Source organism: Streptomyces sp. NPDC006925 (genome assembly GCF_042869575.1).
GTDB lineage: Bacteria > Actinomycetota > Actinomycetes > Streptomycetales > Streptomycetaceae > Streptomyces.
Map to the genome: position 1 here is coordinate 59,252 of NZ_JBIAGB010000009.1, position 25,783 is coordinate 85,034.

General features: G+C 72.8%; 19 protein-coding genes and 2 pseudogenes. 11 read left to right on the forward strand and 10 right to left on the reverse strand.

The window, feature by feature from the left end:
* The first annotated feature begins 210 nt into the window (after positions 1 to 210).
* The gene (locus ACFYNS_RS14860) at positions 211 to 2,262 is read left to right on the forward strand and encodes a bifunctional aldolase/short-chain dehydrogenase (RefSeq protein ID WP_388603043.1); all 2,052 of its coding nucleotides are present in this window, start codon (positions 211 to 213) and stop codon (positions 2,260 to 2,262) included.
* A gap of 88 nt (positions 2,263 to 2,350) precedes the next feature.
* Entirely contained in the window at positions 2,351 to 3,292 is a 942-nt protein-coding gene (locus tag ACFYNS_RS14865; protein ID WP_388603045.1) for an XRE family transcriptional regulator, read from the forward strand.
* A 12-nt stretch (positions 3,293 to 3,304) separates the two neighbouring features.
* On the opposite strand, the gene ACFYNS_RS14870 is transcribed toward ACFYNS_RS14865, so the two are convergent.
* Positions 3,305 to 4,549 carry an erythromycin esterase family protein gene (locus ACFYNS_RS14870; protein ID WP_388603048.1) on the reverse strand — a complete coding sequence of 415 codons (1,245 nt, stop codon included), beginning with the start codon at positions 4,547 to 4,549 and terminating at the stop codon, positions 3,305 to 3,307.
* Positions 4,550 to 4,618: 69 nt separating this feature from the next.
* Here ACFYNS_RS14870 and ACFYNS_RS14875 point away from each other — a divergent pair, with 69 nt between their 5' ends.
* Complete coding sequence (locus ACFYNS_RS14875; RefSeq protein WP_388603051.1) at positions 4,619 to 5,404, forward strand: TioE family transcriptional regulator; 786 nt, start codon at positions 4,619 to 4,621, stop codon at positions 5,402 to 5,404.
* A 123-nt stretch (positions 5,405 to 5,527) separates the two neighbouring features.
* On the opposite strand, the gene ACFYNS_RS14880 is transcribed toward ACFYNS_RS14875, so the two are convergent.
* The 3 genes from ACFYNS_RS14880 to ACFYNS_RS14890 all read right to left on the reverse strand — a co-directional run bounded on the left by ACFYNS_RS14880 (position 5,528) and on the right by ACFYNS_RS14890 (position 9,922).
* Entirely contained in the window at positions 5,528 to 6,319 is a 792-nt protein-coding gene (locus tag ACFYNS_RS14880; protein ID WP_360303555.1) for an alpha/beta fold hydrolase, read from the reverse strand.
* A gap of 170 nt (positions 6,320 to 6,489) precedes the next feature.
* Positions 6,490 to 7,509 carry a serine/threonine dehydratase gene (locus tag ACFYNS_RS14885; protein WP_388603054.1) on the reverse strand — a complete coding sequence of 340 codons (1,020 nt, stop codon included), beginning with the start codon at positions 7,507 to 7,509 and terminating at the stop codon, positions 6,490 to 6,492.
* A 58-nt stretch (positions 7,510 to 7,567) separates the two neighbouring features.
* Positions 7,568 to 9,922, reverse strand: a complete 2,355-nt coding sequence (locus ACFYNS_RS14890; protein ID WP_388603057.1) for a HelD family protein — start codon at positions 9,920 to 9,922, stop codon at positions 7,568 to 7,570.
* A gap of 1,214 nt (positions 9,923 to 11,136) precedes the next feature.
* On the opposite strand from ACFYNS_RS14890, the gene ACFYNS_RS14895 reads away from it, so the two are divergent.
* Positions 11,137 to 12,450, forward strand: coding sequence for an AMP-binding protein (locus ACFYNS_RS14895; protein WP_360300119.1), 1,314 nt, complete (start codon positions 11,137 to 11,139; stop codon positions 12,448 to 12,450).
* A 102-nt stretch (positions 12,451 to 12,552) separates the two neighbouring features.
* On the opposite strand, the gene ACFYNS_RS14900 is transcribed toward ACFYNS_RS14895, so the two are convergent.
* Positions 12,553 to 14,259 carry a DNA repair helicase XPB gene (locus tag ACFYNS_RS14900; RefSeq protein ID WP_388603060.1) on the reverse strand — a complete coding sequence of 569 codons (1,707 nt, stop codon included), beginning with the start codon at positions 14,257 to 14,259 and terminating at the stop codon, positions 12,553 to 12,555.
* A 61-nt stretch (positions 14,260 to 14,320) separates the two neighbouring features.
* Here ACFYNS_RS14900 and ACFYNS_RS14905 point away from each other — a divergent pair.
* Both ACFYNS_RS14905 and ACFYNS_RS14910 read left to right on the forward strand, forming a co-directional pair.
* A pseudogene (locus tag ACFYNS_RS14905) lies at positions 14,321 to 14,717 on the forward strand (recombinase family protein); the annotation flags it as partial.
* A 53-nt stretch (positions 14,718 to 14,770) separates the two neighbouring features.
* Positions 14,771 to 16,231, forward strand: coding sequence for a recombinase family protein (locus tag ACFYNS_RS14910; protein ID WP_388603063.1), 1,461 nt, complete (start codon positions 14,771 to 14,773; stop codon positions 16,229 to 16,231).
* Positions 16,232 to 16,522: 291 nt separating this feature from the next.
* Here the strand turns inward: ACFYNS_RS14910 and ACFYNS_RS14915 are convergent, their stop codons facing one another.
* The 4 genes and pseudogenes from ACFYNS_RS14915 to ACFYNS_RS14930 all read right to left on the reverse strand — a co-directional run bounded on the left by ACFYNS_RS14915 (position 16,523) and on the right by ACFYNS_RS14930 (position 18,174).
* Positions 16,523 to 16,753, reverse strand: a complete 231-nt coding sequence (locus tag ACFYNS_RS14915) for a replication initiator (protein WP_388603282.1) — start codon at positions 16,751 to 16,753, stop codon at positions 16,523 to 16,525.
* Between the two features lie 9 nt (positions 16,754 to 16,762).
* Positions 16,763 to 17,008 (reverse strand): annotated as a pseudogene (locus ACFYNS_RS14920) (replication initiator); the annotation flags it as partial.
* Between the two features lie 129 nt (positions 17,009 to 17,137).
* On the reverse strand, positions 17,138 to 17,347 hold the full coding sequence (locus ACFYNS_RS14925) for a DUF397 domain-containing protein (RefSeq protein ID WP_388603065.1): 210 nt from the start codon (positions 17,345 to 17,347) through the stop codon (positions 17,138 to 17,140).
* Positions 17,344 to 18,174, reverse strand: coding sequence for a Scr1 family TA system antitoxin-like transcriptional regulator (locus ACFYNS_RS14930; protein WP_388603068.1), 831 nt, complete (start codon positions 18,172 to 18,174; stop codon positions 17,344 to 17,346). Before ACFYNS_RS14930 ends, ACFYNS_RS14925 begins: the two co-directional genes overlap by 4 nt.
* A gap of 441 nt (positions 18,175 to 18,615) precedes the next feature.
* On the opposite strand from ACFYNS_RS14930, the gene ACFYNS_RS14935 reads away from it, so the two are divergent.
* From ACFYNS_RS14935 to tgmC, 5 genes are all read left to right on the forward strand, one after another.
* A complete protein-coding gene (locus tag ACFYNS_RS14935) occupies positions 18,616 to 18,816 on the forward strand; it encodes a hypothetical protein (protein ID WP_388603070.1) in 201 nt (66 codons plus the stop codon).
* Positions 18,817 to 19,425: 609 nt separating this feature from the next.
* On the forward strand, positions 19,426 to 19,650 hold the full coding sequence (locus ACFYNS_RS14940) for a hypothetical protein (protein WP_388603073.1): 225 nt from the start codon (positions 19,426 to 19,428) through the stop codon (positions 19,648 to 19,650).
* Between the two features lie 317 nt (positions 19,651 to 19,967).
* The gene (gene tgmA / locus ACFYNS_RS14945; protein ID WP_388603076.1) at positions 19,968 to 20,213 is read left to right on the forward strand and encodes a putative ATP-grasp-modified RiPP; all 246 of its coding nucleotides are present in this window, start codon (positions 19,968 to 19,970) and stop codon (positions 20,211 to 20,213) included.
* The gene (gene tgmB, locus ACFYNS_RS14950; RefSeq protein ID WP_388603080.1) at positions 20,213 to 21,175 is read left to right on the forward strand and encodes an ATP-grasp ribosomal peptide maturase; all 963 of its coding nucleotides are present in this window, start codon (positions 20,213 to 20,215) and stop codon (positions 21,173 to 21,175) included. The genes tgmA and tgmB overlap by 1 nt, the downstream gene beginning before the upstream one ends.
* Positions 21,172 to 22,410, forward strand: a complete 1,239-nt coding sequence (tgmC, locus tag ACFYNS_RS14955; protein ID WP_388603082.1) for an ATP-grasp peptide maturase system methyltransferase — start codon at positions 21,172 to 21,174, stop codon at positions 22,408 to 22,410. The genes tgmB and tgmC overlap by 4 nt, the downstream gene beginning before the upstream one ends.
* Before the next feature lie 342 nt (positions 22,411 to 22,752).
* Here tgmC and ACFYNS_RS14960 read toward each other — a convergent pair whose 3' ends face one another.
* A complete protein-coding gene (locus tag ACFYNS_RS14960; protein WP_388603084.1) occupies positions 22,753 to 25,422 on the reverse strand; it encodes a helicase-associated domain-containing protein in 2,670 nt (889 codons plus the stop codon).
* Between the last annotated feature and the right edge of the window lie 361 nt (positions 25,423 to 25,783).

Genomic DNA, 25,783 nt, shown 5'->3' on the forward strand with positions numbered 1-25,783 from the left:
TCTTGTTTCCCGTCGGCGGTCCGCGCCGCCGGTCCAACCGGCGGTTCACGCCTGCCTCGCCACAGACCACGCCGGCGTTCCGCCCGCCCCGCACGCCCGCCCCGCACGCCTGCTCCGCACCTCCGCCCCCGCACTTCGGTACCCGCCTCGCCCCCGCCTCGACCCGCCGGGCCCCACACCGCGGCCGACCGCACCCACCGAAGGAAGCGCATGCCCTCCACGCCCCAGCACCCCGCCGTGGCCGCCCTGCTGCGGCGCGCCCGTACACTCGGCGCCGATCCACGCAACACCAACTACGCCGGGGGCAACGCCTCGGCCAAGGGCAGCGCGACGGATCCCGTCACCGGGCAGCCCGTCGAACTGCTGTGGGTCAAAGGGTCGGGAGGGGACCTCGGCACGCTCACCGAAGAGGGACTGGCCGTGCTGCGGCTGGACCGGCTGCGCGCGCTCGAAGCCACCTACCCCGGTGCGGAGCGCGAGGACGAGATGGTCCCGGCGTTCGACTACTGCCTGCACGGCAGAGGCGGCGCGGCCCCGTCCATCGACACGGCCATGCACGGCCTGGTGGACGCCGCACACGTCGACCACCTGCACCCCGACTCCGGGATCGCCCTCGCCTGCGCCGCCGACGGCGAACGGCTGACCCGGGAGTGCTTCGGCGACCGCGTCGCCTGGCTCCCCTGGCGGCGCCCCGGCTTCCAACTCGGTCTGGAGATCGCCGCGGTCCGGGAGACCGACCCGCACGCGGTCGGCGTCGTACTCGGCGGGCACGGGATCACCGCATGGGGCGACACGGCCCAGGAGTGCGAGCGCAACTCGCTGTGGATGATCCGCACAGCCGAGCAGTTCCTGGCCGGACGCGGCGGAGCGGAACCGTTCGGCCCCACCCTCGGCGAGGGCTACGCGGCGCTCCCGGCACCCGAACGCCGCGCGCGGGCCGCCGCCCTGGCACCCGTGCTGCGCGGACTGGTGTCCACCGACTTCCGGCAGGTCGGCCACTTCACCGACACCGCACCCCTGCTGGACTTCCTCTCCCGCGCCGAACACCCGCGGCTCGCCGCACTGGGCACCTCCTGCCCGGACCACTTCCTGCGCACCAAGATCCGTCCGCTCCTCCTCGACCTGCCGGCCACCGCGCCGCTGGACGAGACGATCGAGCGGCTGCGCGCACTGCACGCCGCCTACCGCGAGGAGTACGCCGCCTACTACGCCCGGTACGCCACCGCCGACTCGCCCCCGATGCGCGGCGCCGACCCCGCGATCGTCCTCGTACCCGGTGTCGGGATGTTCTCCTTCGGCCGGGACAAGCAGACCGCGAGGGTGGCGGGCGCGTTCTATCTGAACGCCGTCACGGTGATGCGCGGCGCGGAAGCCGTCTCCTCGTACACGCCGATCGAGGAGGCGGAGAAGTTCCGGATCGAGTACTGGGCGCTGGAGGAGGCCAAGTTGCGGCGGCTGCCGCAGCCGCCGCCGCTGGCGGGCCGGGTCGCGCTGGTGACCGGAGCCGCCTCCGGCATCGGCAGGGCCACAGCGCGCAGACTGTCCGCCGAGGGCGCCTGCGTGGTCGTCGCGGACCGCGACGGACCCGAAGCGGATGCCTTCGCAGCCGAGTTGGGCGGCAGCGACAGGGCGCTCGCCGTCACCGTCGACGTGACCGCCGAGGAGCAGATCGAGACCGCCTTCCGGGCCGCCGCGCTCGCGTTCGGCGGCGTCGACCTCGTCGTCAACAACGCGGGGATCTCGCTCTCCAAACCCCTCCTGGAGACCACCGCAGCCGACTGGGACCTCCAGCACGACATCATGGCCCGCGGCTCCTTCCTCGTCTCCCGCGAAGCCGCCCGGCTGATGTGCGCGCAGGGGCTGGACGGCGACATCGTCTACATCGCCTCGAAGAACGCGGTCTTCGCGGGCCCGAACAACGTCGCCTACGCCGCCACCAAGGCCGACCAGTCCCACCAGGTGCGGCTGCTCGCCGCCGAACTGGGCGAGCACGGCATCCGGGTCAACGGCGTCAACCCGGACGGCGTCGTCCGCGGCTCCGGGATCTTCGCCGGAGGCTGGGGAGCGCGCCGCGCCGCCGTGTACGGAGTGCCGGAGGAAGAGCTCGGCGCCTTCTACGCCCGGCGCACCCTGCTCAACCGGGAGGTCCTGCCCGAGCATGTCGCGGCCGCCGTCTTCGCCCTCACCGGCGGCGACCTGACGCACACGACGGGCCTGCACATCCCGGTGGACGCGGGCGTCGCGGCGGCGTTCCTGCGCTGAGGGCTGCCCCCTTCCGCGACGGGGCGCGCGGGCGCGTTCCCGGGCGCGTGCGGGGTTCGGTGCGGCGTGCCCTGCGTACCCTGGCCGGATGGGCGACCGGCGAACAGGCAGCGCGGTGGCCGCGGCCCGTCCGCTGCTCCGCCACGAGGACCGGCACGGCGGCGACGCGGTCGCGGCCGTCGCCCACCGCCTGTGGACGGCCGAACGGGCGCGCCTGGGCCCGGCGTCCGACAGCGGGCGCACGGCCGAGGTGGCGGAACTCGCCCAGATCGCGGGCTGGCTCCTCTTCGACGCGGGCCGGCCGGTCGCCGCCCGCCGCGCCTTCGCCGACTCGCGCACGCTGGCCGTCCGCGCCGGGGACGCCCCGCGGGAGTGGTTCGCGCTGGACATGCTGGCCATGCACGCCGTCGACGGCCACCGCCCCGATCGGGCCCTGGCCGTCACCGAAGAGCTCCTGACCCGCCCCCGGGTGCCGCCGAGAGTGGCGCTGCTGGCCCGGGTACGGCAGGCCCGCGCCCTCGCGCAGACCGGTGAGCGGACCCGGGCCCGGACGGTGATGCGCCGGGCGCGGGGCGCGCTGCAGGACTCCGTCGCCCGGCGGGACCCCGCCTGGACCTGGTGGGTGGACGGAACCGAAGTCCTCGGCCACGAAGCCGAGATGCTGCTGGAACTGGGCGCTCCGCGGGCCGCCCTCCCGCTGTTCCACGCGCTCGACCAGCGGGTCCGCGCCACCGCGCCCACGGGCCGGATCGCCCTCCACCACGCGGTGGCCGGGCTGACCGCCCACGTCCGTGCGGACGCCTGGCCGGACGCCGCCCCCCTCCTGACCCGCACAGCGCACCTGCTGACCGACGTCACCTCCACCCGCAGCTCCACCCGCCTCCGCGGCACCCTGCACACCCTCCACCGGCACGCCCCCACATGGCTGCGCCACCACGCGCGCGACACGCTGCACACGGCCGATCTCCCGTCCGCCCGCGCCGCACCCCCGCCCGCGCCCGCGCCCGCGCCCGCGCCGTCCGGCCCCTGACGCCGCCCGGAACTAACTCCGGCCCCGCCCTCCGGGGTCGGTGCCTCCCGCGGCGTCCATCTTCTGGGCGTCCCTGACGAACACGACTCCGTCCATCTCGCCCAACTGGGCCGGGGCGAGCGGGGCGTAGCCGAACCAGGGGGAGACGCGGGGGGCGGGGCGGGGTTCGCCGAGGGCGGTGGCCAGCGTGGCGGGGTCGACGACGCAGGGGGCCTGCGGAAGTGCGTAGAGGAGCCCTTCGAGGGTGTCCGGCGGCGGGGTGTCGACGCCCTGGTGCCGGATCGTGCCGAGGGCCGTGGCCAGGACGGCGTACTCCGCGCCGAGGCGGACCTGCGCCAGCGCGCCGGCGCTCCACCACTCCACCTGCCCCTGCCACATCCGCATCGTGCTCTTCGCGCGCTGGAGGTGGGAGTTGTGCGCGTGGACCAGCACCGGGCCGCGGGCGGCGAGGGCGAGGAGGTTCTCGGCCATCATCGCGTCCCGCAGCCCCACCAGCCGCGTCATCCGGTGCGGCGAGGTGTCGGCCATCGAGGAGTGGTAGCGCAGCAGGCCGGTGGCGCTCCGCGCGTACCGCCGGGCCCGGTCCCAGTCGTCCCGCGAGGTCGCCGCGATCAGCTGGGGAGTCTGCTCGTCCAGCAGCGCCACCAGGTCGTCGGCGAGCAGCCGCAGCTCCCCGGCCTCGGTGCTCCGCCCGAAGGAGCGGGCCGGGTCCAGCATCGCGTCGGGATGGGTCCAGCGGTCGTCGGTGCCGAGCAGGGTGTCGAGTGTCTCCGCGGTGCAGGGGAGCAGGTCCGCGTCCCCGTGGGCCGCGAGGTAGTCGTGCAGTGCGGTGAGGGCCTGCCGGGGGCTCTCGGGGCCGGTGATCTCCAGCGGTCCGTCGATTCCGGCGAAGCGGACCTGTTCGGATGCGGGGCGGCCGTCGTTGTGGGCGCGTATCCAGCGGACGAGTGCGCGGTTGGCGGCGGAGGTGCCGCGGTCGTGGCTGAAGCCGTGCTCCATGACGTCGTCGAGGGTGCCCGTGCCCGCGGTGACGTAGTCGTCCACGAGCTGGCCGCGCAGGCAGTCGCTCTCCAGCGCGATCGTCCGGTAGCCCTCCTGCTCGACGAGTTGCCGGAAGAGCGTGTTGCGCACCTCCAGCAGGGAGTCCTCGCCGTGGGTGGGCTCGCCCAGGGCGAGCAGCCGGGGCCGGTTCGGGAGCAGTTCCATGACGGCGGCCGCTTCGACAGCGCGGGCCGCATCCTCGATGCCAGTAGCCATGCCCTCAACGGTATCGTTGAACCTTCGGTGGAAACTTTTCCGCGACACTGCCGGGGTATCGTCAGATCCATGGGGCAAAACCTTCAAAGTACGGGGCGACTCAGGCCGGTCGATCTGGCCCGCGGACACGGTCTGTCCACGCAGGCGGTCAGGAACTACGAGGCGGACGGCATCCTGCCGCCCGCCGGCCGCACCGATCACGGCTACCGCACCTACACCCCGCTGCACGCGCAGGCCCTGCGTGCCTTCCTCGCCCTGCTGCCCGGCCACGGCCACCGGACGGCGGCCTCGATCCTGCGCGCCGTCAACGAGGACGCCGTCGAGGAGGCGCTCCGCCTCGTCGACGAGACCCATGTCCAACTCCTCGACGACCGGCGGACCCTCCAGGCCGTGGAGAGCGCCCTGCGGGAGCTGCGCTCCGACCGGCCGGGCCGCTCCGCCGGGTCGGGCTGCTCCGCCGGAGCGGCGGAAGCGACCGGAGCGCCCGGGACCGCGGGCGCCGGGGGCAGGTTCATCGGGCCGCTGGCGGAAGAGCTCGGCATCCGGCCCGCGACGCTGCGCAAATGGGAGGCCGCGGGCCTGGTCAGCCCCCGCCGCGATCCGCACACCGGGTACCGCGTCTACGACGAGGCCGCGATACGGGACGCCCGGCTCACCCACCAACTCCGGCGGGGCGGCTACCTGCTGGAGCGGATCGCTCCGCTGATCGCCCAGGTGCGGGCGGCCGGCGGGCCGGAGCCGCTGGAGGGCGCGCTGCGCGACTGGCACGGCCGACTGGCCACCCGGGCCCGGGCACTGCTCTCCGGCGCCGCCGAACTGGACTCCTACCTCAACGCACGCGAACGCCGCGGGTGAGGCACCGAGCCGGAACGGGCGAGCTGCTGCACCGTGTCCCTTTCCGCCTCCGCGGTACAGGAGCCGGATGCGGTGCCGCCCGGTGTCCGGCTGCCCGCGACGGGCTCGGCGTCCGGCCGTGGATCAGGAGGCAGCCGCCGCCCGGGCGGACGCCTCGGCCACCGCCCGCGCGAAGCCGTCCGGATTCTCCACGGGCATGGGGTGCCCCGCCGCGGGGACGGTCAGCATGTGCGCGCCCGCTTCCACCGCGTCGTCCTCCTCCGGGTAGGGGCGGCTCAACTCCCCGACGAGGAATGCCTTGGGCCCGTCGTACTCCGCGAACACCTGCCCGAGACCGGGCGAGATACCGCGTACCAGGCCCACCGCGCTGCGGTGGATCGCGAGCGGGTCGGCGGCCCGCAGGGTGGCCAGATAGCCGGGGTCGCTCTCACCGGCCGTGAACTCCGCCATGCCCCGGGTGCAGAACTCCTCCTCCGGCCACGCGGCGATCTTCCTGCTCCACGCCCCGCCGCCCGGCCGCAGGTTGGCCTCGGCGAGGGTGAGCGCCCCCACCAACTCCGGCCGACGCGCGGCCAGTGCGAGCGCGACAGCGCCACCCATGGAGTGCCCGACGAGTTCGGCGCCCCGGATTCCGTCCGCGTCCAGGACGGCCGCGACGGTGTCGGCGTGCTCCTCCAGCGTGTAGCCGAAGTCCGCGGGCCGGTCGCTCCAGCCGAAGCCGAGCAGATCCACCAGCAGCGACCGGTGCCCGGTCGCCCGCAGCGCGGGGTGCGCCGCGGCCTCCGAGCAGTCGAACGTCGCACTGGCCCCGAGGCCGTGCAGGAAGACCCGCACGCCCTCGCCCTCGCCGGGCAGTTCCGCCCACCGCAGATACGCTTCCGCCCCCGCCGGGCCGACCACTGCCTGCTGCCTCATCCGTCCTCGCTCCCTCGTCGTCCGGCTGCCGCGGCCGCGCGCCTGCCGCCCTGCGACACGCCTGCCGTCCTGCGACTCGCCCGGCCTCGCGCGGACATGCGTGAACGCGCGCGCCGGAGGCGCCCGGCCGGAGTATCGGTCGGGCGCCGTCCGCCGCGATCACCGTACGGTCAGCGGGCCGTCCCGGCCGGGTCGGCGTTGGCGCCGCACAGTACGACGACCACCCGCTCGCCGGGGGACGGCACGTAGGGCGCGCTCTGCCCGTCGGCCCCGTCCGGTGCGGCGACGGCGCCCCGGATCGCGGACACCGCGGTGGCCGCCCCGTTCTCCACCGCCAGCCGGTACCGCTCCCACAGTTCCCGGCGGGCCGAGACCACGGCCTCGTCGCTCACCAGCACCGACCGCACATTGCGGGTGCCCGCGGCGGCCAGCGCCATCGAGGAGGCCCGGCGGGCGCCCAGCGAGTCGGCGGCGACGGAGTCCACCGGCACATCGACGACGCGCCCCGCCTCCAGCGCGGCGTTCAGCGCCCGGCACCGCTCGGGTTCCACGGCCACCACCCGGATCCCGTGGTGCTGCGCGGCCGCGGCGACCCCGGCGAACAGGCCGCCGCCGCCCACCGATACCACCACCGTGTCCACGAGGGGTACGTGTGCGCGGATCTCCTCCACCAGCGTCCCGGCGCCCGCCGCGATGAGCGGATGGTCGTACGCGTGCGACGCCAGCGCCCCGGTGTCCGCGGCGAACGCCTCGCAGGCCGTCGCGGCGTCGGCGTACTCCGTGCCGACCAGCCGCACGTCGGCCCCGTACGCGCGCAGCCGCTCGACCTTCACCTGCGGCGCGGACTCCGGCAGGAAGACCGTGGCGGGCACGCCCAGCCCGCGCGCGGCCCACGCGCACGCGAGCCCCGCATTGCCGCCGGAGGCCAGGGTGACGCCCGCCGCGGGGAGTTCCTCCCGCTCCCGGTGCGCGAGCAGGAAGTTGAGCGCGCCCCGGGCCTTGAAACTCCCGGTGTGCTGCATGAACTCCAGAGCGAGGAACAGCTCGAAGTCCGGGGCACCGGACGGGCCCCCGGTCGCCGCAGCGCCGACGCCTGCCCCGACGTCCGCGCGGGCGACCGCGACGGGGCGTACGCCGGTGGCAACCCGGTCGGCTGCGGTCTTGACATCTCCGTAAGAAAGATGGTGCACGGCGCGACTCCTGGACGTGCTCGGACGTGAAGGGACAAACGACTACGTTACGGCTACGTTACGACCTCGCGGCCACCGCCCCGTACTCGGCCACCGCCCCGTACCCGGTCGGCGCCGGTGCCGCCAGCGCCTCCGGAAGCGGCCGGGCGTGCACCACGACGAGCCCGGAGACCGCCCGGGTCAGCGCGACGTACAGCCGCCGCAGCCCCGTCCGCTCGTCCGGCTCCCCGGCCACGACCGCCGCGGGCTCGTCCAGCACCACGTAGTCGTACTCCAGGCCCTTGGCCAACGCGGCCGGTACGAGCGTCAACCGGGCCGCCGCGCTGGTCTCCGCACCGGGTGACAGCCAGCCGAGCCCCGCCGCGCGCAGCGCCTCGCGCAGCGCCGGGAGCCGGTCCTCCGCTGCGATCAGCCCGACCGACCCCTCGCGTTCCAGCGCCTCCCGGCACGCGTCCACCACCATCCGGTCGGCCGCCGCGCCGGGTTCGTCCGTGCCGCCGGGGACGGGCCGCACGGCGAAGTCCCCCGGCGACTCCCGCACGGAGGTCGCGGGCCGCAGCGACGGCGCGATGCCGGGCAGCAGCCGAGACGCGTACGCGATCACCTCCCGCGGCACCCGGAACCCTTCGGTCAACTCCTCCACCGCGGCGCCCGGTTTCCCCAGATGCTCCAGGGCGGCCTCCCAGCTCTCGGTCGCCCACGGCGTGGTGCCCTGCGCCAGATCGCCCAGCACCGTCGCCGACCCGGTCGAACAGCGCCGGCCCACCGCGCGGTACTGCATCGCGGAGAGGTCCTGGGCCTCGTCCAGCACCACATGCCCCAGCGAGGGCGTCCGCTGCACGGCGTCCGCGGCCTCGTCCACCAGCACCGCGTCCGCTGCCGACCAGCGGGCGCTCCCGACACCGCGCGGCGCCTTCTCCCACAGGATCGCCCGCTGCTCCTCGGCGGTGAGCAGCCCCTCCGCCTGCGCGGCGAGGAACTCCGCGTCGGACAGCAGCCGCAGCACGAGCCTGGCCGGATCGACGGGCGGCCACACCTGGCGCACCACCGCCTTCACGGCGGCGTTCCGCGCCACCGCGTCCTGCACCCGGTCGTCGGGCGCCTCACCGGCCCGCTCCATCCGCACCAGCACGGCGTGCGCGATCCGCTGCGGCAGCGCCTCGCGGCCCGCCCCGTACCGCAGGCCGCGCCCCAGCAACTCCTCGACCAGCTCCGCGATCTCGTGCGCGGGGATCCGCCAGCGCCGCGAGCCGCGCACCACCACGCACGGCTCCGCCGGAAGCGGACGCACGCCCGCGCGCACCGCACGGCGCAGTACCCGGGCCATCCGCGCGTCGCCCTTGACCCGGGCGGCCTCCGCGCCGTCGACCGCGCGTACGGGGACGTCGGGCCGCGCCACCAGCGCCTCCACCGTCGTCTGCCGCACGGCCACTTCGCCCAGCGCGGGCAGCACCTGCTCGATGTAGCGCAGGAAGGAGTCGTTCGGGCCGATCACCAGTGTGCCGGTGCGGGCCAGTTGCTCGCGGTGCGCGTACAGCAGGTAGGCGACGCGGTGCAGACCGACCGCCGTCTTGCCCGTCCCCGGGGCGCCCTGCACGCACACCGTCCCGTCGATCCCGGCCCGGACGATCTCGTCCTGCTCGGGCTGGATCGTCGCGACGATGTCCCGCATGGGCCCCACCCGGGGGCGCTCGATCTCGGCCTGGAGCAGCGCGCTGGTCCGGCGCGCCCCCGGCGCGCCCCGGCCCTGCCCCGGCACGCCCTGTTCCGGCACGCCCTGCTCCGGTCCGTCCTGCTCCGGTCCGTCCTGCTCCGGTCCGTCGGTGCCCGGCGGCGCGGTGAGCCGCTCGTCCTCGTAGGCGGTCAGCTCACCGCCCGTGTACCCGAAGCGGCGCCGCAGCGCCACGCCCTGCGGGTCGGTGGGGGAGGCGCGGTAGAAGGGCTGCGAGACCGGGGCCCGCCAGTCGATGACCATGGGGTCGCCGTCCGCGTCGTGCACATGCCGCCGGCCGATGTGGAAGAGCTGCCCGTCCGTGTGATCGAGCCGGCCGAAGAACAGCGGCGTGTGCGCGAGATCGGCCAGCGCCGCGATCCGGGCTTCGATCCCCGCGGCGAGCGCCTCGGCGTTCACCCAGTTCGCGGTCACGTCGCGGATGTCGAGCGCCTCGGCGTCGGCCCGCATGGCACGGAGCGCGGCACGCGAGGCCGCCAGATGGGCCCGCTCCCGCGCGAGCGGGCCGCCGGACGCGGGGCCGTCGCCGGGCGGTTCCCGGTCGCCGGGCCCGTCGCCGGGCGCGGCTGCGGCCTCGGTCTCGGTCTCGGTAACGGTCTCGGTCTCGGTCTGGGTCTGAGTCTGGGTCTCGGCAACGGACTCGGGCACGTCGCCGGGTCCGGGTGCGGATCGGTCGGTCATCGGGCTGCCTCCGGGAAGTACGGGCGCCCGCGGGCCGCACACAGGGCACGCGTGGCCGGCCCCCTGCGGCCCGACGGGCGCGCGGCGCGGACGAGGCGGGAGGGAGCGGGACGCACGGGCTCGGCACGCGGGCGCGGGCGTACGGACGGACAGGTCTGCGCAGCACCGCCCGCGGACAACGGATCCGGGTACGGGTCCACGCGTGAGCCCGACCGGTTTCCGTGCGGCGGGCGCCTCGCGCCGAGAGGGGCGCGGAGGGGGCAGACCGGGGATTGTAGCCACCGGCCGACGAGTGGGCGATCTCTTTTTCGGGTCCTCGACCCGCAGCGGGCACCCCGGAGCGGAGGATTCCGGGTGCTGTCCGGCGGCGGCGCGGGCGGAGCTGTTTCGGTCTCCGGGCGGTGACTCGATTAGGGTCGACGCCCGGCGGCAATCAACGGCGATCCGGGACGGCCCGTCCTCCCGGTGGCGAGGAGGCGGCACGGGTGACTGGCAGCGGCGCCCCGCGTACCGGGCCCGCGCACGCCGCGAAACCGCCCCTGGGCCCCGCCTCCGCCGCACCCGCCGCACCCGCGGACTCCGCAGCGTGGCCCATGGCCTCGCGGCCCGCCCCGCGCTCCGTCCGCCACCTCGCCGGGTGCACCCGCCATCCCGCCGGACGCACCCGCCATCCCGCCGGACGCAACCGCCATCCCGCCGGACGCAACCGTCTCCTCGCAGCACGCGCCCGGCTCCGTGCCGTACGCGCCGGGCTCCTCGCCGCACGCGCCCGGCTCCGTGCCGCACGCGCCCGGCTCCGTGCCGTACGCGCCCGCCCCGCCTCTCCGCGGGCCGTAGCCGTGCTGTCGCCGCCCGCCCGCGCACCGTCCGGCCCCCGTGCCGCCCGGCCGGACCGTACCCGTCCGGCCCCCCGGGTGCCTGGCGCGGCGGCGCCGGACCGCTCCGCAACGCTGACACTGCGCTCCCGCCGGGCAAGAATCAGCAGGGGCGGCCGGATCGACCAGCCGGCCGTCCGCCCGGCAGAGCCCCCCGGCGGGCCGGGCCGGGGACGACGCCCCCGCTGGAGCAGCCCCCGGAGACCGGAGGACCGACGGGTGGCAGGGGCAGCACGGGTACGACCGACAGCCCTCCGGCCGGTCCCGCCGACAGGCACCCCGCCGACAGGCGCCGGGACGGCCGCCGACCAGAGCGTGAAGAGGCCCGAGGAGGCCGGTGTGCGAAGCACCATGCAGGACATCCCGCTGACCGTGAACCGACTCCTCGTGCACGGCGCGTTCGCGCACGGGACCGCCCGGGTGACCACCTGGACGGGGACCACGGGTGGCGCCGAGCCCGACCGCCGCACGTTCCTCGACACAGGCGTCCGCGCCGTCCAGCTCGCCGCCGCCCTGCACGACGACTTCGGTGTCGCGCCCGGGGACACCGTCGCCACGCTGATGGCCAACACCGCCGACCACCTGGAGGCGTATCTGGCCGTGCCCTCGATGGGCGCCGTCCTGCACACCCTCGACCCGTGGCTGCCGGCCGACCAGCTCGTCGCGGCCGCGGTGCGCGGCGACGCGCAGGTGCTGATCACCGACCCGACGGGACTCGCGCCGCTGGCCTCCGTGCTGCCCCGGCTCGGCCACCTGCGGCATGTGATCGTCGCGGGCGGCAGCGACTCCGCGGCCGTCGTCAGCGGCGGTACGGCCTACGGCGCCGAGGTGTACGACTACGAGGAGCTGATCACCGACCGGCGCAGACACTACGACTGGCCCGCGATCGACGAGCGCGACGCGGCGGTGCTCTGCCACGCCGTGTCCGGGGACGGCACCGCGCCGCGCGGGATCGCCTACAGCCACCGTGCCCTCTACCTGCACGCCCTCCAGGCGCAGACCCCGCAGGCGTACGGCATCGGCGAGGACGATCTGGTGCTGCCCGTCGTGCCGATGTCCCGGATGCTGGCCTGGGGGCTCCCCTACGCCGCGTTCGCCGGCGGCGCCTCGCTGCTGCTGCCCGGCACCTACGACCAGCCCGCGCCGCTCGCCGAGATGGCGGAGCGGGAGCGGCCCACGCTCGCGGTCGCCGACCCGGCCGTGTGGGACGGCATGCTGGAGGAGCTGGCCGCCCATCCCCGGGACCTGTCCTCACTGCGGGAGGCCGTGGTGGTGGGCGGGCCCGGCGCGGAGCCCGGCGGGCCGCTGCTGGCGCAGGAGCTGCGCTGGCGGCACGGCATCAGCGCGGCGGCGGCCTGGGGGGCGCCCGAGACGCTCTCCCCGGCGTGCGTGGCCCGGCCCGCTGCCGGCCACTACCGCTTCCCCGCCTCGGTCGAGTACGGCGTCACCGGGCCCGACCAGATGCCGCTGCCCTGGGACGGGCAGTCCGAGGGCGAGCTGCTGCTGCGCGGCCCGTGGATCACCGCCTCGTACGTCGAGGATGCGGCGCCGCTGCACGAGGGCTGGCTGCGTACCGGCGAGACGGCGGCGATCACCCCGGACGGCCGCGTCGCGATGAAGCCCCCCGAGGCACCCTCCCCGGAAGGCCGCTGAGACCGCGGGAGCCACCGCCTGTGCGGGGCCCGCCCGTGCGGTGCCCCGCCGCCGCGGTGTCGGGACCGGCAGCAGGGGGTCTCCGCCCGGCCCCCGGGCGCCCTACACCCCGTCCGGCTTCTCCGCGTTGCCCGCGTTCTCCCCGCTGCCCGCACTTCCGGTGCCCTCCGGGCCCGAGGCCAGCAGGTCGTCCGAGTCCACGATCCGGTAGGCGTACCCCTGCTCGGCGAGGAAGCGCTGGCGGTGGGCGGCGAAGTCCTGGTCGATGGTGTCGCGGGCGACCACGGAGTAGAAGCGGGCCTCGTGCCCGTCCGCCTTCGGCCGCAGTACCCGGCCCAGCCGCTGGGCCTCCTCCTGCCGGGAGCCGAAGGTCCCCGAGACCTGTATGGCCACGGTCGCCTCGGGCAGATCGATGGAGAAGTTGGCGACCTTCGAGACGACCAGGCAGTTCAGCTCGCCCGCGCGGAACGCGTCGAAGAGCTTCTCGCGCTGCGCGTTGGTGGTGTCGCCCTTGATGACCGGCGCCCCGATGTGCTCGCCCAGCTCGTCGAGCTGGTCGATGTACTGGCCGATGACCAGCGTCTGCTGGCCCGCGTGCCGCCGCACCAGTGCCTCGGTCACCCGGCGCTTGGAGTCGGTGGTCGCGCAGAAGCGGTACTTCTCCTCCGGCTCGGCCGTCGCGTAGGCCAGCCGTTCGGAGTCGGTGAGGCTGACGCGGACCTCGACGCAGTCGGCGGGGGCGATGTAGCCCTGGTTCTCGATCTCCTTCCAGGGCGCGTCGAACCGCTTGGGGCCGATGAGCGAGAACACGTCGGACTCGCGCCCGTCCTCCCGCACCAGCGTCGCCGTCAGCCCGAGGCGGCGGCGCGCCTGGAGGTCGGCGGTGAACTTGAAGACCGGTGCCGGCAGCAGGTGCACCTCGTCGTAGACGATCAGGCCCCAGTCGCGGGAGTCGAACAGCTCCAGATGCGGGTAGACGCCCTTCCGCTTCGTGGTGATCACCTGGTAGGTGGCGATGGTGACGGGGCGGATCTCCTTCCGCGTCCCGCTGTACTCGCCGATCTCGTCCTCGGTCAGCGAGGTGCGCCGCACCAGCTCGTGCTTCCACTGGCGGGCCGAGACCGTGTTGGTGACCAGGATCAGCGTCGTCGCCTGCGCCTTGGCCATCGCCCCGGCGCCCACCAGCGTCTTACCGGCACCGCAGGGCAGGACGACGACGCCGGAGCCGCCGTGCCAGAAGCCCTCCACGGCCTGCTGCTGGTAGGGGCGCAGCGACCAGCCGTCCTCCTCCAGCGCGATGTGGTGTGCCTCGCCGTCCACGTATCCGGCCAGGTCCTCGGCGGGCCAGCCCAGCTTCAGCAGCGTCTGCTTGATCTGCCCGCGCTCGGACGGGTGCACGACCACGGTGTCCGGGTCGATCCGCTCGCCCACCAGCGGCTGGATCTTCTTCGAGCGCAGCACCTCCTCCAGCACCGGCCGGTCGGTGCTCGTCAGCACCAGGCCGTGCGTGGGGTGCTTGCTGAGCGAGAGCCTGCCGTACCGGGCCATCGTCTCGGCGATGTCCACCAGCAGCGCGTGCGGCACCGGGTAGCGCGCGTACTCCACCAGCGCGTCCACCACCTGCTCGGCGTCGTGCCCGGCGGCCCGCGCGTTCCACAGCCCCAGCGGCGTCACCCGGTAGGTGTGCATGTGCTCCGGAGCCCGCTCCAGCTCCGCGAACGGCGCGATGGCCCTCCGACACGCCTCGGCCAGCTCGTGATCGACTTCGAGCAGCAGCGTCTTGTCGCTCTGGACAATCAAGCAGGACACGCATACCTCCACAGTTAGGGTTCCAGAGTGACCGACACCAAGCCGCACGGCCCCGGCCGCCATGCCCCGTGCCCGGCGCCGGAAGGGCGTATCCGTCAGCGGGCCAGGGACGCGCGCCGCCATCTATGTTCGCCTATCGCGCGAAACGGACGAGTCTACGTCCCCTGAGCGCCAGCGCGCAGCCTGCGAGTCTCTGTGCGACGCGCGAGGCTGGGATGTTCTGGCTGTCGAGGAGGACATTGACGTTTCCGGTTTCTCGCGGGGGGCTGGACCGGACAGGGCTGCAATGGATCTTGCGGTGGCTCTCGGAGTTCGACGTGATCGTCTTCTACAGGATCGACCGGTTGGCGCGGTCAACTGTGGATTTCGCCGAGATCATGAAGCTTGCCGAGAACCATGGTGTGGCTCTCGCCTCTACGACTGAGCCGCTCGACCTCACGTCCTCCATGGGGCGGGCCATGGTCAGGGTGCGATTTCCGTCTTCGCGGAACTGGAGTCCGACACGATTGGGATGCGCGTCTCCAGCGCCCATGAGCATCTACGCCGAGACGGACGGTGGACTGGTGGGCGTATCCCCTATGGCTACCAGGTTGCGCCCAACCCCAACGGTGCCGGTCGAATCCTCGTGGTCAACCAGGAGGAAGCCGAAACCGTCCGCAAGATCGTGCAGAGGGTCTTGGCTAAGGAATCACTTATGGCCATTACAACGGATCTCACCCACGCCGAAATTCCGCCGCCCGGCCACAGCTCCCGACGGGGTACGGGGAAGCGCAGCGACTCCAAGCGGTGGTATACGACTACGCTCCGGAGCCTCTTGGTCAGCCCGCAGTTGCTGGGACAGGTGATCGAAGACGGACAGCCGATCCTGCGGACCGATGGCCTCCCCCTGGTGACCCGTCCGCCGATCCTCGACGTGGACACATGGCACGCGTTGCAGGACGAATTGAAGCGGCGGGCGAACCCGGGCGAGCGGCGCCGTGAGGGGACGGCACTCCTGCGCGGCGTGGTGCACTGCGGACTGTGCGGCTACCGCATGTACACGTTCATGGCCAAGGGGCGCACCCGGTACCGCTGCATCGGTCGGCTGAATAAGCGCCAAGGTGGCGGAAGCATCGACTGCTATGGCGTGACGATCGCGGCGGCGGCGATGGAGGAGCATGTGGTGGAGAAGTTCACAGGCCGATACGGAGCCCTGCCTGTGACGCGCTTGATCGAGCACGCGGGGGAGGACTTCCGGCCTCAGATCCGGCAAGCGCAGGAAGCTCTGAGTGATCTTGAGAAGGACCGCTACGAGCGCGGTTTGTTCAAGGGGGATGAGGGCGCCGAGCGCTTCGCCACGCAGTACGGCCAGCTCGAAGAACGGGTTGCCTCACTCAAGATCAAGCAGCGCGACGCCAAACCCACCGGGGCGGAGGAGGTGCCGACGGGCCAGACGTACGCCGAGCTGTGGCAGGCGTCGGACACGGCAGGAAGGCGTGATCTGCTCCTCAACGCCGGGGCGTATGTAGAGGTCGCACCCGCCACCCGTTTGGGCAAGACGTTGGACACGTCGCGGCTGGCGGTCTACTTCGGCGAAGAGGGCCATATGCGCCTGTGCTGCGGCCGGTGGCAAGGAGGCCACGGACGCGGACGGAGAGCCCGAAGAGGCCCGGTAAGCCGCACGCGAGCTGACGAAGTCCCCGCCGTCGAGGTCTGCTCTACGTCGGGGGCTTCGTGCTGCTGCGGCCGGAGGCTCTACGTCTCGCCTTACGTCTCCCAGGCCCCCACGATCTTGCGGACGGGACGCAGGTACGACAGCGAGCGACCGTCACGGGTGGTGAACTCAACCCGTTCCAAGACGAGGTCACAGAGCGCCTTTCCCGTGGTCGCAGCGAGGGCATACCGATGCGTGAGGCTCCCTCGGCAAAGTCCCATGACGTGGAGTCGAGACGGAAGTGACCGAGGCCGTAGCTCTCCGCGAGATGGAAGATGAGCCGAGTGGTCGGTTGCGGAGGCCGACAGGGCTTGGCGGCGATCATGTGGGCACTGACGGCGGCCTCTCCGTCGAGCACAGCCCGAACTGCCGTAGTCCCCGTGACGATCTCGAACCGCTGGCGGTGCTGATGTCCGGAATCCACGGGAGAGCCGCCCATGGTCCGAGCAACCTGCGCCCCGACGTGTCAGAGATCGGTCGTCGCTGCCCAGACCGAGAGCGAATGGCGCTGAGCTTTGGAGACGCCAGGGACATGGAAGTGTCCCGAAAGGCTGTCAGCATCGCCGCTCATCAGCCTGTTTCCCCTTCGTGCTTGAGCTGGAGGGCAAGGGCGCGTTGTTCGCGGACGGTGGCAGCCAGCAGTTCCTCGCCAGGGGCGTAGCCGGTGCCGAGGAAGGCCCAGGAGGACTCCACGACGAGCGTTGTTTCGTCCCGGTCGGCGAGGCCGAGCTGGGCGCGCGTCTGGGCGGTTCGCCAGGCGCGGCGGACATCGCGGAGGGCGCCCAGGGTGGTGGAATCCACGGTCAGGCGCACACGGCCGCGTGCGTTGAGGACCGCGTTCGTCAGTGCGTCGAGTGATGCACTGGCCGGGAGGTGCTTATCGCTTCCATCCGGGCCGTCGAGACGGATCACTGCGTGGAAGTGGACGAGACCGCGCTTTTGGTATTCAGCGACGGCTGATGAAGGTGGGTGGTTGCGGGGGCACACGTGCAGGTGCTCGGGCGACGCTCCCTTTCGCAGTGGCGTGCTGTCGGTGGTGACCGTCGCAAGCCGCATCAAAGGACAGCATCCGTTCCGGCTGAAGCGCACGGCCGGCCAGCAGCACGCAAACGGCCCCCTTTGTCACGCGACAAGGGGGCCGTACTGCTGCTCTCGCACAGCTAGGCCGACGGAAGCGCTCCGTGGTCAGAAAAGGAACTCCCCGGCTTTGACGCCCACGACGAATTGAGCGAACGAGTCAGACGGGAACGACAGGACAGCGCCCGCCGGGTCCTTGCTGTCCCGCACAGGGACGACACCCGTCGTCTGGGCCACGCTGGGGGACCACTCCAGGCAGTTGCCGCCCTCGGGGCTGCTGTAGCTCGACTTAACCCACTGGGCTGGTCCGATCATCATGCCAGAGTCTCCATCTGCTTTACGATCAGGCGCGCACTCTCCCTGGGCGACAGCGCGTCGCTGGTGAGTGCATCGTAGGTCCGCAACGCCGTCTGTACGTAAGCGGAATCCTCAACGATGCCCGCCGTTCGGTAGTTCTCCACACAGGCCGAGACAGCCTGGCTCGGTGAGGTGAGCAGCGTGACCGGCCAGTCAATGAACAGATGCGCCGGAGCGTCAAGCGGGAGGATCTGAATCCGGACCGTGGGACGCTCCCCTGCGTCCAACAGGGCTTTTAATTGGCTGCGCATGATGTCCGACGGGCAGAAACGACGACGCAGGACTGATTCGCACAGCACCAAGCGCACATCGGGTGGCGTCTCGCTGTCGAAGATCGCTTGCCGTGTGATCCGGTTGTCCACGAACCCCGCCACCTCGTCCTCACCTGCGAGAGGGGAGCCACCTTTGACGAGGTAGCGGGCGTAGTCAGGCGTCTGAAAGAGACCAGGGGCGATGGTAGGGGACCACTCCCGGATGACCACGGAGGAGCGCTCCAACGCCATCCGTCGTCGATACAGGGATGGGAACGAGGAAGCGATTGCCTCTTCGTGGAGGCGCTTGAACTTCCCGTCCGTTTTGAACACCTGGTCCAAGAGCGGAGGAAGAGCCGCCGGGATAGGTCCTTCGCACCTCTCCACGCGCGAAAGCGTGCTCTTCGACGTGCGGGTCATCTTGGCCAAGTCGGTCTGTGTCAGCGGCTTGCCCGGGTACAACTCCCGTTCGCTTCGACACTCTTCCGCGAACCGGCGGCGCGGGTCCTGCGCATCTTCCGGGGCCTCTGCGCTCATATCTCCCCCTGACCACAGTTCTGGTCGCACCTTGCGGCGTTGCTGTTCTCGGCGGTCAGTGGCTTGTGCATATGCCGCCAGTGCCAAATCCCAGGTTGGAAGTTGGAACGCTCGCCAGCGTACCGAGTCCTGCCCCACTCTTGTGACCAGTCCACCGCACAGCGTGAGCCCGCGGTGGTGGCCGCTCGGCGCGCTCCTGGGGGGAACGTTGCTCAACCAGTCCGGCAGAGGAGATTCCTATGGGTACCCGTGCCCAGAAACCGCGTCCGTCGATGCAGTTGACGCCCCGGGACGAACGAGTCCTGGCGTGGGAGTGGAAACGCCTCCCCCCTGATGCCTGGGCGCCCTCCCGTGTGGACGTGCCCGGCGGGGGCGATCCGTACTGCGCACCGGACCGGACCCTCCTGCGGCGCGTGAGGGCCGGGCTGAGGAAGGCGTCCCGTGAGCATTCGTGAAGAGGCCCCCGTGGTTCCCGCCGAGTGCACCCCGAAGCTGGAGCCCGTCCCCGTACCCGAGTGCGACGTGTGCGAACTACTCGCCAAAGACAGGGAAGACGCCCGAGCAGACGGGCACACGCTCACCGTCCGGAGCTGCAACGCCGTGATCGCCGGACACTCCCACCAGCGGAAGCCGGACCAGTGACGGCCGCACGCGAGAGACCTGCCCCTGCGTACTTCCGTTCCCCGGCCCAAATCCGCCCCGGGACTGTGGTCTTCGACCGCGACAAGGAAATGGTGGCTGTCGCCCGACAGGTGGTCGGCCAGTTGGTCACGGTGGACCGTCCCAGCGGCTTGGCCTGGGAAGCGCAATACCGCCGACTACGTTCCGGCACCTCACGGGACGCGCACCAGCTCCGCGCCCTGGCCCGTCTCCACCGCGCCCGACGCCGGGGGCTGACGTGAAGTGCCCGACGTGCCAGCAACTGAAGAAGAGGCTGGCCCAAGCCGAAGAGGCTGGGGACGCGTCCCGGGCCGAGGACTGCCGAGGGGTGCTCCGCCGACACCCCGACCACGGCGCCCCTCCTGCCCCGGCAGAAGACCCTCGGCCATGACATTCCAGATCTGGAGGGAAGTCCTGTGAGCAGGCCCCAGCACCTCCGCCGACCGTCCGGGAAGACGAACGGCGGAAGCATCGTGGACAAGGACGACCAGGCAGTAAGGGAGCAGAACGCGAGCCGTGCGGACCTCCTGGACCGGATGCGCGCCCGCCTCTCTCTGTCTGATCAACCGCCCACCGGCGACGGAGCTAACCATGGCTGAGTGGGAGCGATACGCAACCCCCGACCCGGAACACCGGCCTCATGCAGACCAGTTCAAGGAGGAGCTGGTGGCGCTCTGCAATCAGTACGGCTACGAGTTGTGGGGCGGCGGACTGTTCGGCTTGAAGGTCCGCTACAGCGCGGGAGACCGCAAGCATGTGGGCCAGCCGGCTCCGCTGTACGGCGAGCATTTGACCGGCGGAGGCGGTGCCCAGTGAAGCGCCTCTACCACGGTGTGGCCGCGTATGCCGGTCCCCTGCTCATCGTGGCCGTCAGCGGATCGTGCGGGTTCGTCATCGGTCAAGCTGTCCGAGTCGGCCACTAGACCCCTGTCCCTGCCGGATACCAAGGTGTGCGCTCTCACCGGCAGAGACAGGCCGTTAACGCCCCGCCTCCGCCGACGACACCGAGAGGTTCTCCCACTCCCATCGGAGGTCCGGCGGAGGCGGGTAGTACCACCGCGAAGGATGGACAACTGGAGCGCGGCGGCTTCGCCGCGCCGCGAAGAGAAGGGCACTTCATGTCGGCTACCGCCTTGGATCGTCCCCTCATCCCCTGGGGCATCACTCGCATGCGCCCCTACCCGAGTACCTACCAGCCCGGGTACGCCACTGCCGAACTGGACCCCGCAACCCAGGTCACCGTCTTCCGTGACGAGCGCGGCGGCGTCGTGGAGATGGGCAAGCACGGCACTGCCAAGGGCACCGAGACCAGCCCGCAGTCCACCAACCTGGACAGCCGCAACGACACCGACCACGACCAGGACGACGAGCAGGACTGATGAGCGGCGCTGAACCGGTCGCGGTCGTCACCGAAGTGGACGACGTGACCGCGGACATGGTGATTGCTGAACTCAACAAGCGCGGTGTCCCCGTCGTGCGGTTCGACCCTTCCGAGACAGGCGACCGTCTTACGCTCTCCGCCCGGTTCGGCGCCGGTTCGGCCACCCCGGCCGGCACTCTCCGTACCCCTTCCAGAATCGCCAACCTGGAGGGGGTGCGGGCCATGTACTGGCGCCGTCCCACCTGGCCCCATTTTGAGCATCTGGACGCCCAAGACGCTCGGTACGCGGAGGCCCACGTCCGCCACGGACTCGGCGGGACGCTTTACGCCCTGCCGAACTGCCGCTACGTCAATCACCCCCTGAGCAACCGTGCCGCCGAACACAAGCCCCTTCAACTGGCCGTTGCCCAACGCCTGGGCCTCGTGGTCCCGCCCACTCTGATCTCCAACGACCTGGAGGCCATCCGGTCCTTCATCACCGAACACGCCCCGGTTGTCTTCAAGACGCTTCGCTGGACCCCCTACCGCCGGACCAACGGTGTGGGTCTGACCACGTGGACCGAACCAGTTTCGGTCGATGACGTGGACGAGAGGGTGACCGTGGTACCCCACCTTTTCCAGGCCCAGGTACCCAAGGTCGCGGACGTGCGGGTGGTCGTGGTCGGCCAGAAGGTGTTCGCCGTCCGTATCGACTCCGACCTGTTGGACTGGCGCGCGGACTACAGCGCCTTGACCTACACCCCCATGACCCTCCCCGCCGCAGTGGAAAAGGCCCTGACCGCGCACCTTGACCACTTCGGCCTGGCCTCCGGCAGCTACGACCTCTGCATCACCCGTGACGATGACCTCCACTGGCTGGAGCTGAACCCGAACGGCCAATGGGGTTGGCTCGAAGACGAGACCGGACTACCCATCGCCGCCGCGTTCGCTGATCTCTTGGAGCAAGGAGCCACAACGTGACCCGTCCCGACTCCACCACCCTCCGCCACGGCCTGGCGGACCTCCTGGAACAGGGAGGTGTCCTGAAGACCGCCGCGTGGCGAAAGGCAGTCGAAGAGGTGCCCCGGGAACAGTTCCTCCGGTTCTTCTTCAAGGACGCTCCCGGCCCTGACGGCCACCTCCGCTACACACCCATCAGCCCGGACACGAACGAGGAGGAGTGGCTGGCTCTCGTCTACCGGAACGAAACGTGGGTGACCCAGCTGGACGACCACGTAACGGCCGACACCGCAGACGGACCGCAGACCGGCTTCCCCACCTCCTCCTCCACGATGCCCGCAACCGTGGTCGGGATGAACGAAGCCCTGGACGTGGAAGAGGACATGACCGTCCTGGAAATCGGCACCGGGACCGGCTACTCCACAGCCCTGCTGTGCCACCGCCTGGGGGAGGACAACATCACCAGTGTGGAAGTGGACCCCGAGGTGGCACGGCGGGCGGACGATGCCCTGGAAGCCACCGGATACTCCACCTGGACCGTCACCGGGGACGGGCTCCTGGGCCACCCCCACCGGGCACCCTACGACCGCACCATTGCCACGTGCGCACTCCGCCGTATCCCGTATTCGTGGGTGAGGCAGACCAAACCCGGCGGCATCATCCTGGCCACCCTCGGCCCCAGCTCTTGGTCCTACGGCACCGGACTGGCCAAGCTCACAGTGAAGGACGACGGGACAGCGGAGGGACGCATCATCGGCCGTACCTCCTTCATGCCCGCCCGCGCGGAGGCGGTGGTCCCGCTCTCAGGGGACCTTGCGGCCCGTGCCGCGTACGCCGACACCGAGCGGAAGGCCAGCCTGTCCCCGGACACGCTGAACGACTGGATGCCCGCCTTCCTGGCCCAGCTCGCCGCCCCGGGCGCCCAGCTAGTCCGTGCGATCAGCGACAGCCGAGAGACGGTTTATCTGTTCGATACCGGCCGGGAGGCGTTCGCAGCCCTTACTGCCGACGGGGACCAGTGGAACGTCCGACAGGGCGGCCCGGTCGCCATCTGGGACGCCATCGAAGAGACGATCATCGCCTGGCAGCAGGCAGGAGAGCCCGACATCACCTCTGTCCGCATGGCGGTTACGCGGGACGCACACGCTTACTGGATCGGCGGCAAGCAGATCACCAACGACCAACGGTCGTACTGGCTCGGAGGGGAAGAACCGGCCCTTCGCTGGAAGCACTCGCATCCCCCCTTGACCGCGTGATGTCCAGGCAGGCGGCATATCCGGTCATCGACCGCCAGCCATTGAGGGCCGAGCGCCAGTCGTCTAGGCCGTGTGCTCCGCGAACGTGGCTCGGGTGGCACGGAGCTTAGTATGTGTACCGCACTTGATCGCCTGCACGATCAGGGCCACCGTTCACGCGTCACCCTTTCGACGTTCCGGTTCTGCGGGCCGAACGTCCATGGGGCTCAGCCCGGCCACGGTCCGGTCCCACTGTGCGGCGCACCTCACCCGCCTGTGCTGCGCACCTCACCCGCCGGACGCGGCCTCACCCGCCGGACGCGGGAAGCCCGTGCCGGCCCCTGCCCCGCCGCCGAGTGGCGGTCAGCCCTCCGCCACCTCCGCGACACCGGTGATGCGGTGCAGGGGGTAGGTGCGGACCTCCTCCGCGGTGTGGTCGTAGCCGGTGACGAAGCCGCCCTCGACCTTCACGGGGGCGATGACGCGCTGCGAGGCGGCGCCGTCGGCGTTGACGTAGCCGATCCACACCGGGGTGCCGGAGAGGGTGGCGGACTGCATCGTGGCGAGGGTCTCGGCCATGACCGTGCGTGGCGGGCCGCCCTCGGGCGGTGCGGTGGTGGGGGCCTTCGGCTTGTGGGCCAGGGTGGCGGCGTGGTCGCCGGCCCGGACGGCGCGGACGGCGGCCGCCAGCAGCGACCCGTCGGGCGGGGGCGGGCCCTCCGGCACCGGCTCGGGCGGGGTGCGGGGCGGTGCGCGGTGCGCGTCCGGGCGCGCCAGGAGCACATCGCCCTCGGCGGACTCGGCCGCGGGTGCGTATCCCGCCTCCCGCAGTCTGGCCAGGAGCTGGTCCGGCGGCGCGGGCGAGGCCAGCACCGTGGGGGCGAGCCTGCGCAGCCGCAGCGGTGCCGAGCGGCGGTCGGCGAGGAGTTCGGTGAGCAGGGCGTCGTCGTCGCAGCGTACGTACGAGGAGGCGGCCCCCACCCGGACCTGTCCGTGGCGGCGGGCCACGTCGTCGACCAGGTAGGTCAGCGGTTGTGGCACCGGCGTACTGGAGTGCTGGGCGAGGAAGGTGTGCAGGTCGGCGGCGGTGCGTCCGGTGTCCAGGGCGCGGCGCACCGAACCGGGCGTGAAGCGGTAGACCGTGGCGCCGCCCTTGGACTCCACGTCCGCCAGCACGGCCAGGAACGCCGCCAGCTCGCGCTCCAGCGGCCCGGGCGCCACGGCGGTCAGGTCCGCCTGCAGCAGGACCTCGGTCAGGGGTTCGGGGAGGTGCGGGGCGAGCTTCGCGGCGACGGCCCGTACGGCCTCGTCGGTGGCTCCGGGCGCGCGGTGCGCCGCCCCGCCGTCCTGTTCCGCGACCAGCAGGGGGCGTACGTAGGAGGCGAGGGCGCCCCGGCCGGTCACCCCCAGGGTCTCCGCCTCGTCCAGGGCCCAGTCCAGCAGCCGGGACCGCAACTGCCGGCCGCCGTCGCCCTCGCCCGCTCCGGCCGCCGCCGCCCCCGGAGGCTGCCCCGGTGGCTGCCCCGACGGCTGTCCGGCGGGCTGGGCCGCGCGGGCCGCCGCCCGGTTGCCGAGCAGAGGGCGTTCCCAGCGCAGCCGGTCGCGCAGCGTGTCCCGGTCCGGGGCCGATCCGGGCGCCAGCTCGGCGAGCCGCGCGAGGGCGCGCTGCCGCACCTCGGGGGCGGGGCCGCGGTCCAGTCCGGGCCCCAGTGGCGCCAGGTTCCGGCCCCGCGGGTCCCGCTCGCCCACCAGCCCGGCCGTGCGGGTCGCCGCGTACCAGGCCGCGGCGAGTGCCGCCCACCGCTCGGCGGGCGCGGCGCGGAGCCACTCGTCGTAGGCGGGGGTCGGCGCGTACACCTCGTCGGCCTCGTCGTCCGAGGCCACCAGCCCGGCCACGTACGCCAGCTCGATCCAGCCCGCGGCAGCCGGTTCGGACACATCCAGCGCGGCGGCGGTCCGCTTCAGGTCGCGGACGCCCAGTCCGCCCGCGCGCAGCACCGGCGGCGGCTCCGCCTCCCAGAGCCCCAACAGCTCCTCGACGGTCGCCACCGCGGTCATCGCCTGCCCGGCCGCCGTGGCGTCCACGGTCGTCGGCTCGTAGGTGCGCGCCACCTCGACCTGCGGCGCGGTCGGCTCCAGCACCCGGTGCGCCCGGCCGCCGCGCAGGTGCAGGGCGACCTCCCGGGGCAGGACGACACTGCCGGGCGCCCCGGAGCCGCCGCCCGGCTCGGCGCCGGTCGGCACCAGCAGGGCGCGGTCCAGCAGCCAGCGGACCGACGGTGGCGGTGCCTCCAGGTCGATCGTGCCGTAGGGCGGCCCCCACTCCAGCTTCCGCAGCACTGCCTCGGCCCCCTCGGGGGCCCCGGCGAGCAGCTCGGTCATCCGGTCGGGGTCGTCGAACAGCGCCGTCAGCGCGGCCAGCGCGCTGACCGGGTCGTGCGTGCCCGGCAGTCCCGCCGCGGCCAGCATCTCCTGCAGTCGGGAGGGCGCGGGCTTGGCCGGTCCGGCCGCCGCCACCGCCTCCGCGAGCGTGGGTCCCAGGCCGGTGGGGGAGGGCGAGGTGAGCAGTTCCCGTGCGGTGCGGACGAGCCGCGGCCGCTCCGGAGGGCCCCACACCAGGGCGCGGGCCCGCAGCTCGGCGAGCGCCGGGCGCAGCCGTGCGGCCGCCTCCGCGCCGGGGAGCAGCCGGGCCAGCGCCGCCTCGGCCGCGGCCGCGCCCTCCTGGGGCACCGCCCCGTGCGGCGGGGTAGCGCCGGGGGCTACCGCCAGCGCTTCGGCCGTCTGCAGCGTGAACCGGTCCAGGTGCTCCAACGCGCGGACGACGGAGGCGCGGGTACCCGCCCGGGTGGCGAGCTGGGTGAGGTCGCCCGGAACGGGGGAGAGGAGGTCGGGGCGGGCACGCAGCAGCGCGGCGAGCGCGCTGTCGTCCCGTGCGCGGAGGTCCTCCGCGAGGGTGCGGGGCCCGGACGACGCTGACGCTCCCGGAGCTGCGTCCGGCTGTGAGGAAGAGCCCCCGTTGTGCTCACTGCTCATCCTCCCCACGGTAGCGGCACGCGGCGGCACCCCTGCCTCGAGCGCCCGCCCGGCACCCGTCCCGGAGCGCCCCTCGGCGGGTCGCTCCCGGAGCGCGGAGTCCCGCCCCGGAGTCCCCTCCGGGGGCGCGCCCCTTCGCGTGTCGCCTCCCGGGGCGCGCCCCTTCGCGTGTCGCCCCAGAAGCGCCCGTTCCGCCGCGGCTCCGCCGACCGGGTACCCGGGGTGCGACGTGCTGAGGGGCGCCGGGGGTGCCGGGGCGCTGCGCGGTGGCCGCCAGGCGGGGCACCGCTGCCGGAGTGCGGGCTGCGGGCGCCCGGAAACGCGTCCTCGGACCGGAGCGGGACGTTCCGCCGAACGGCGG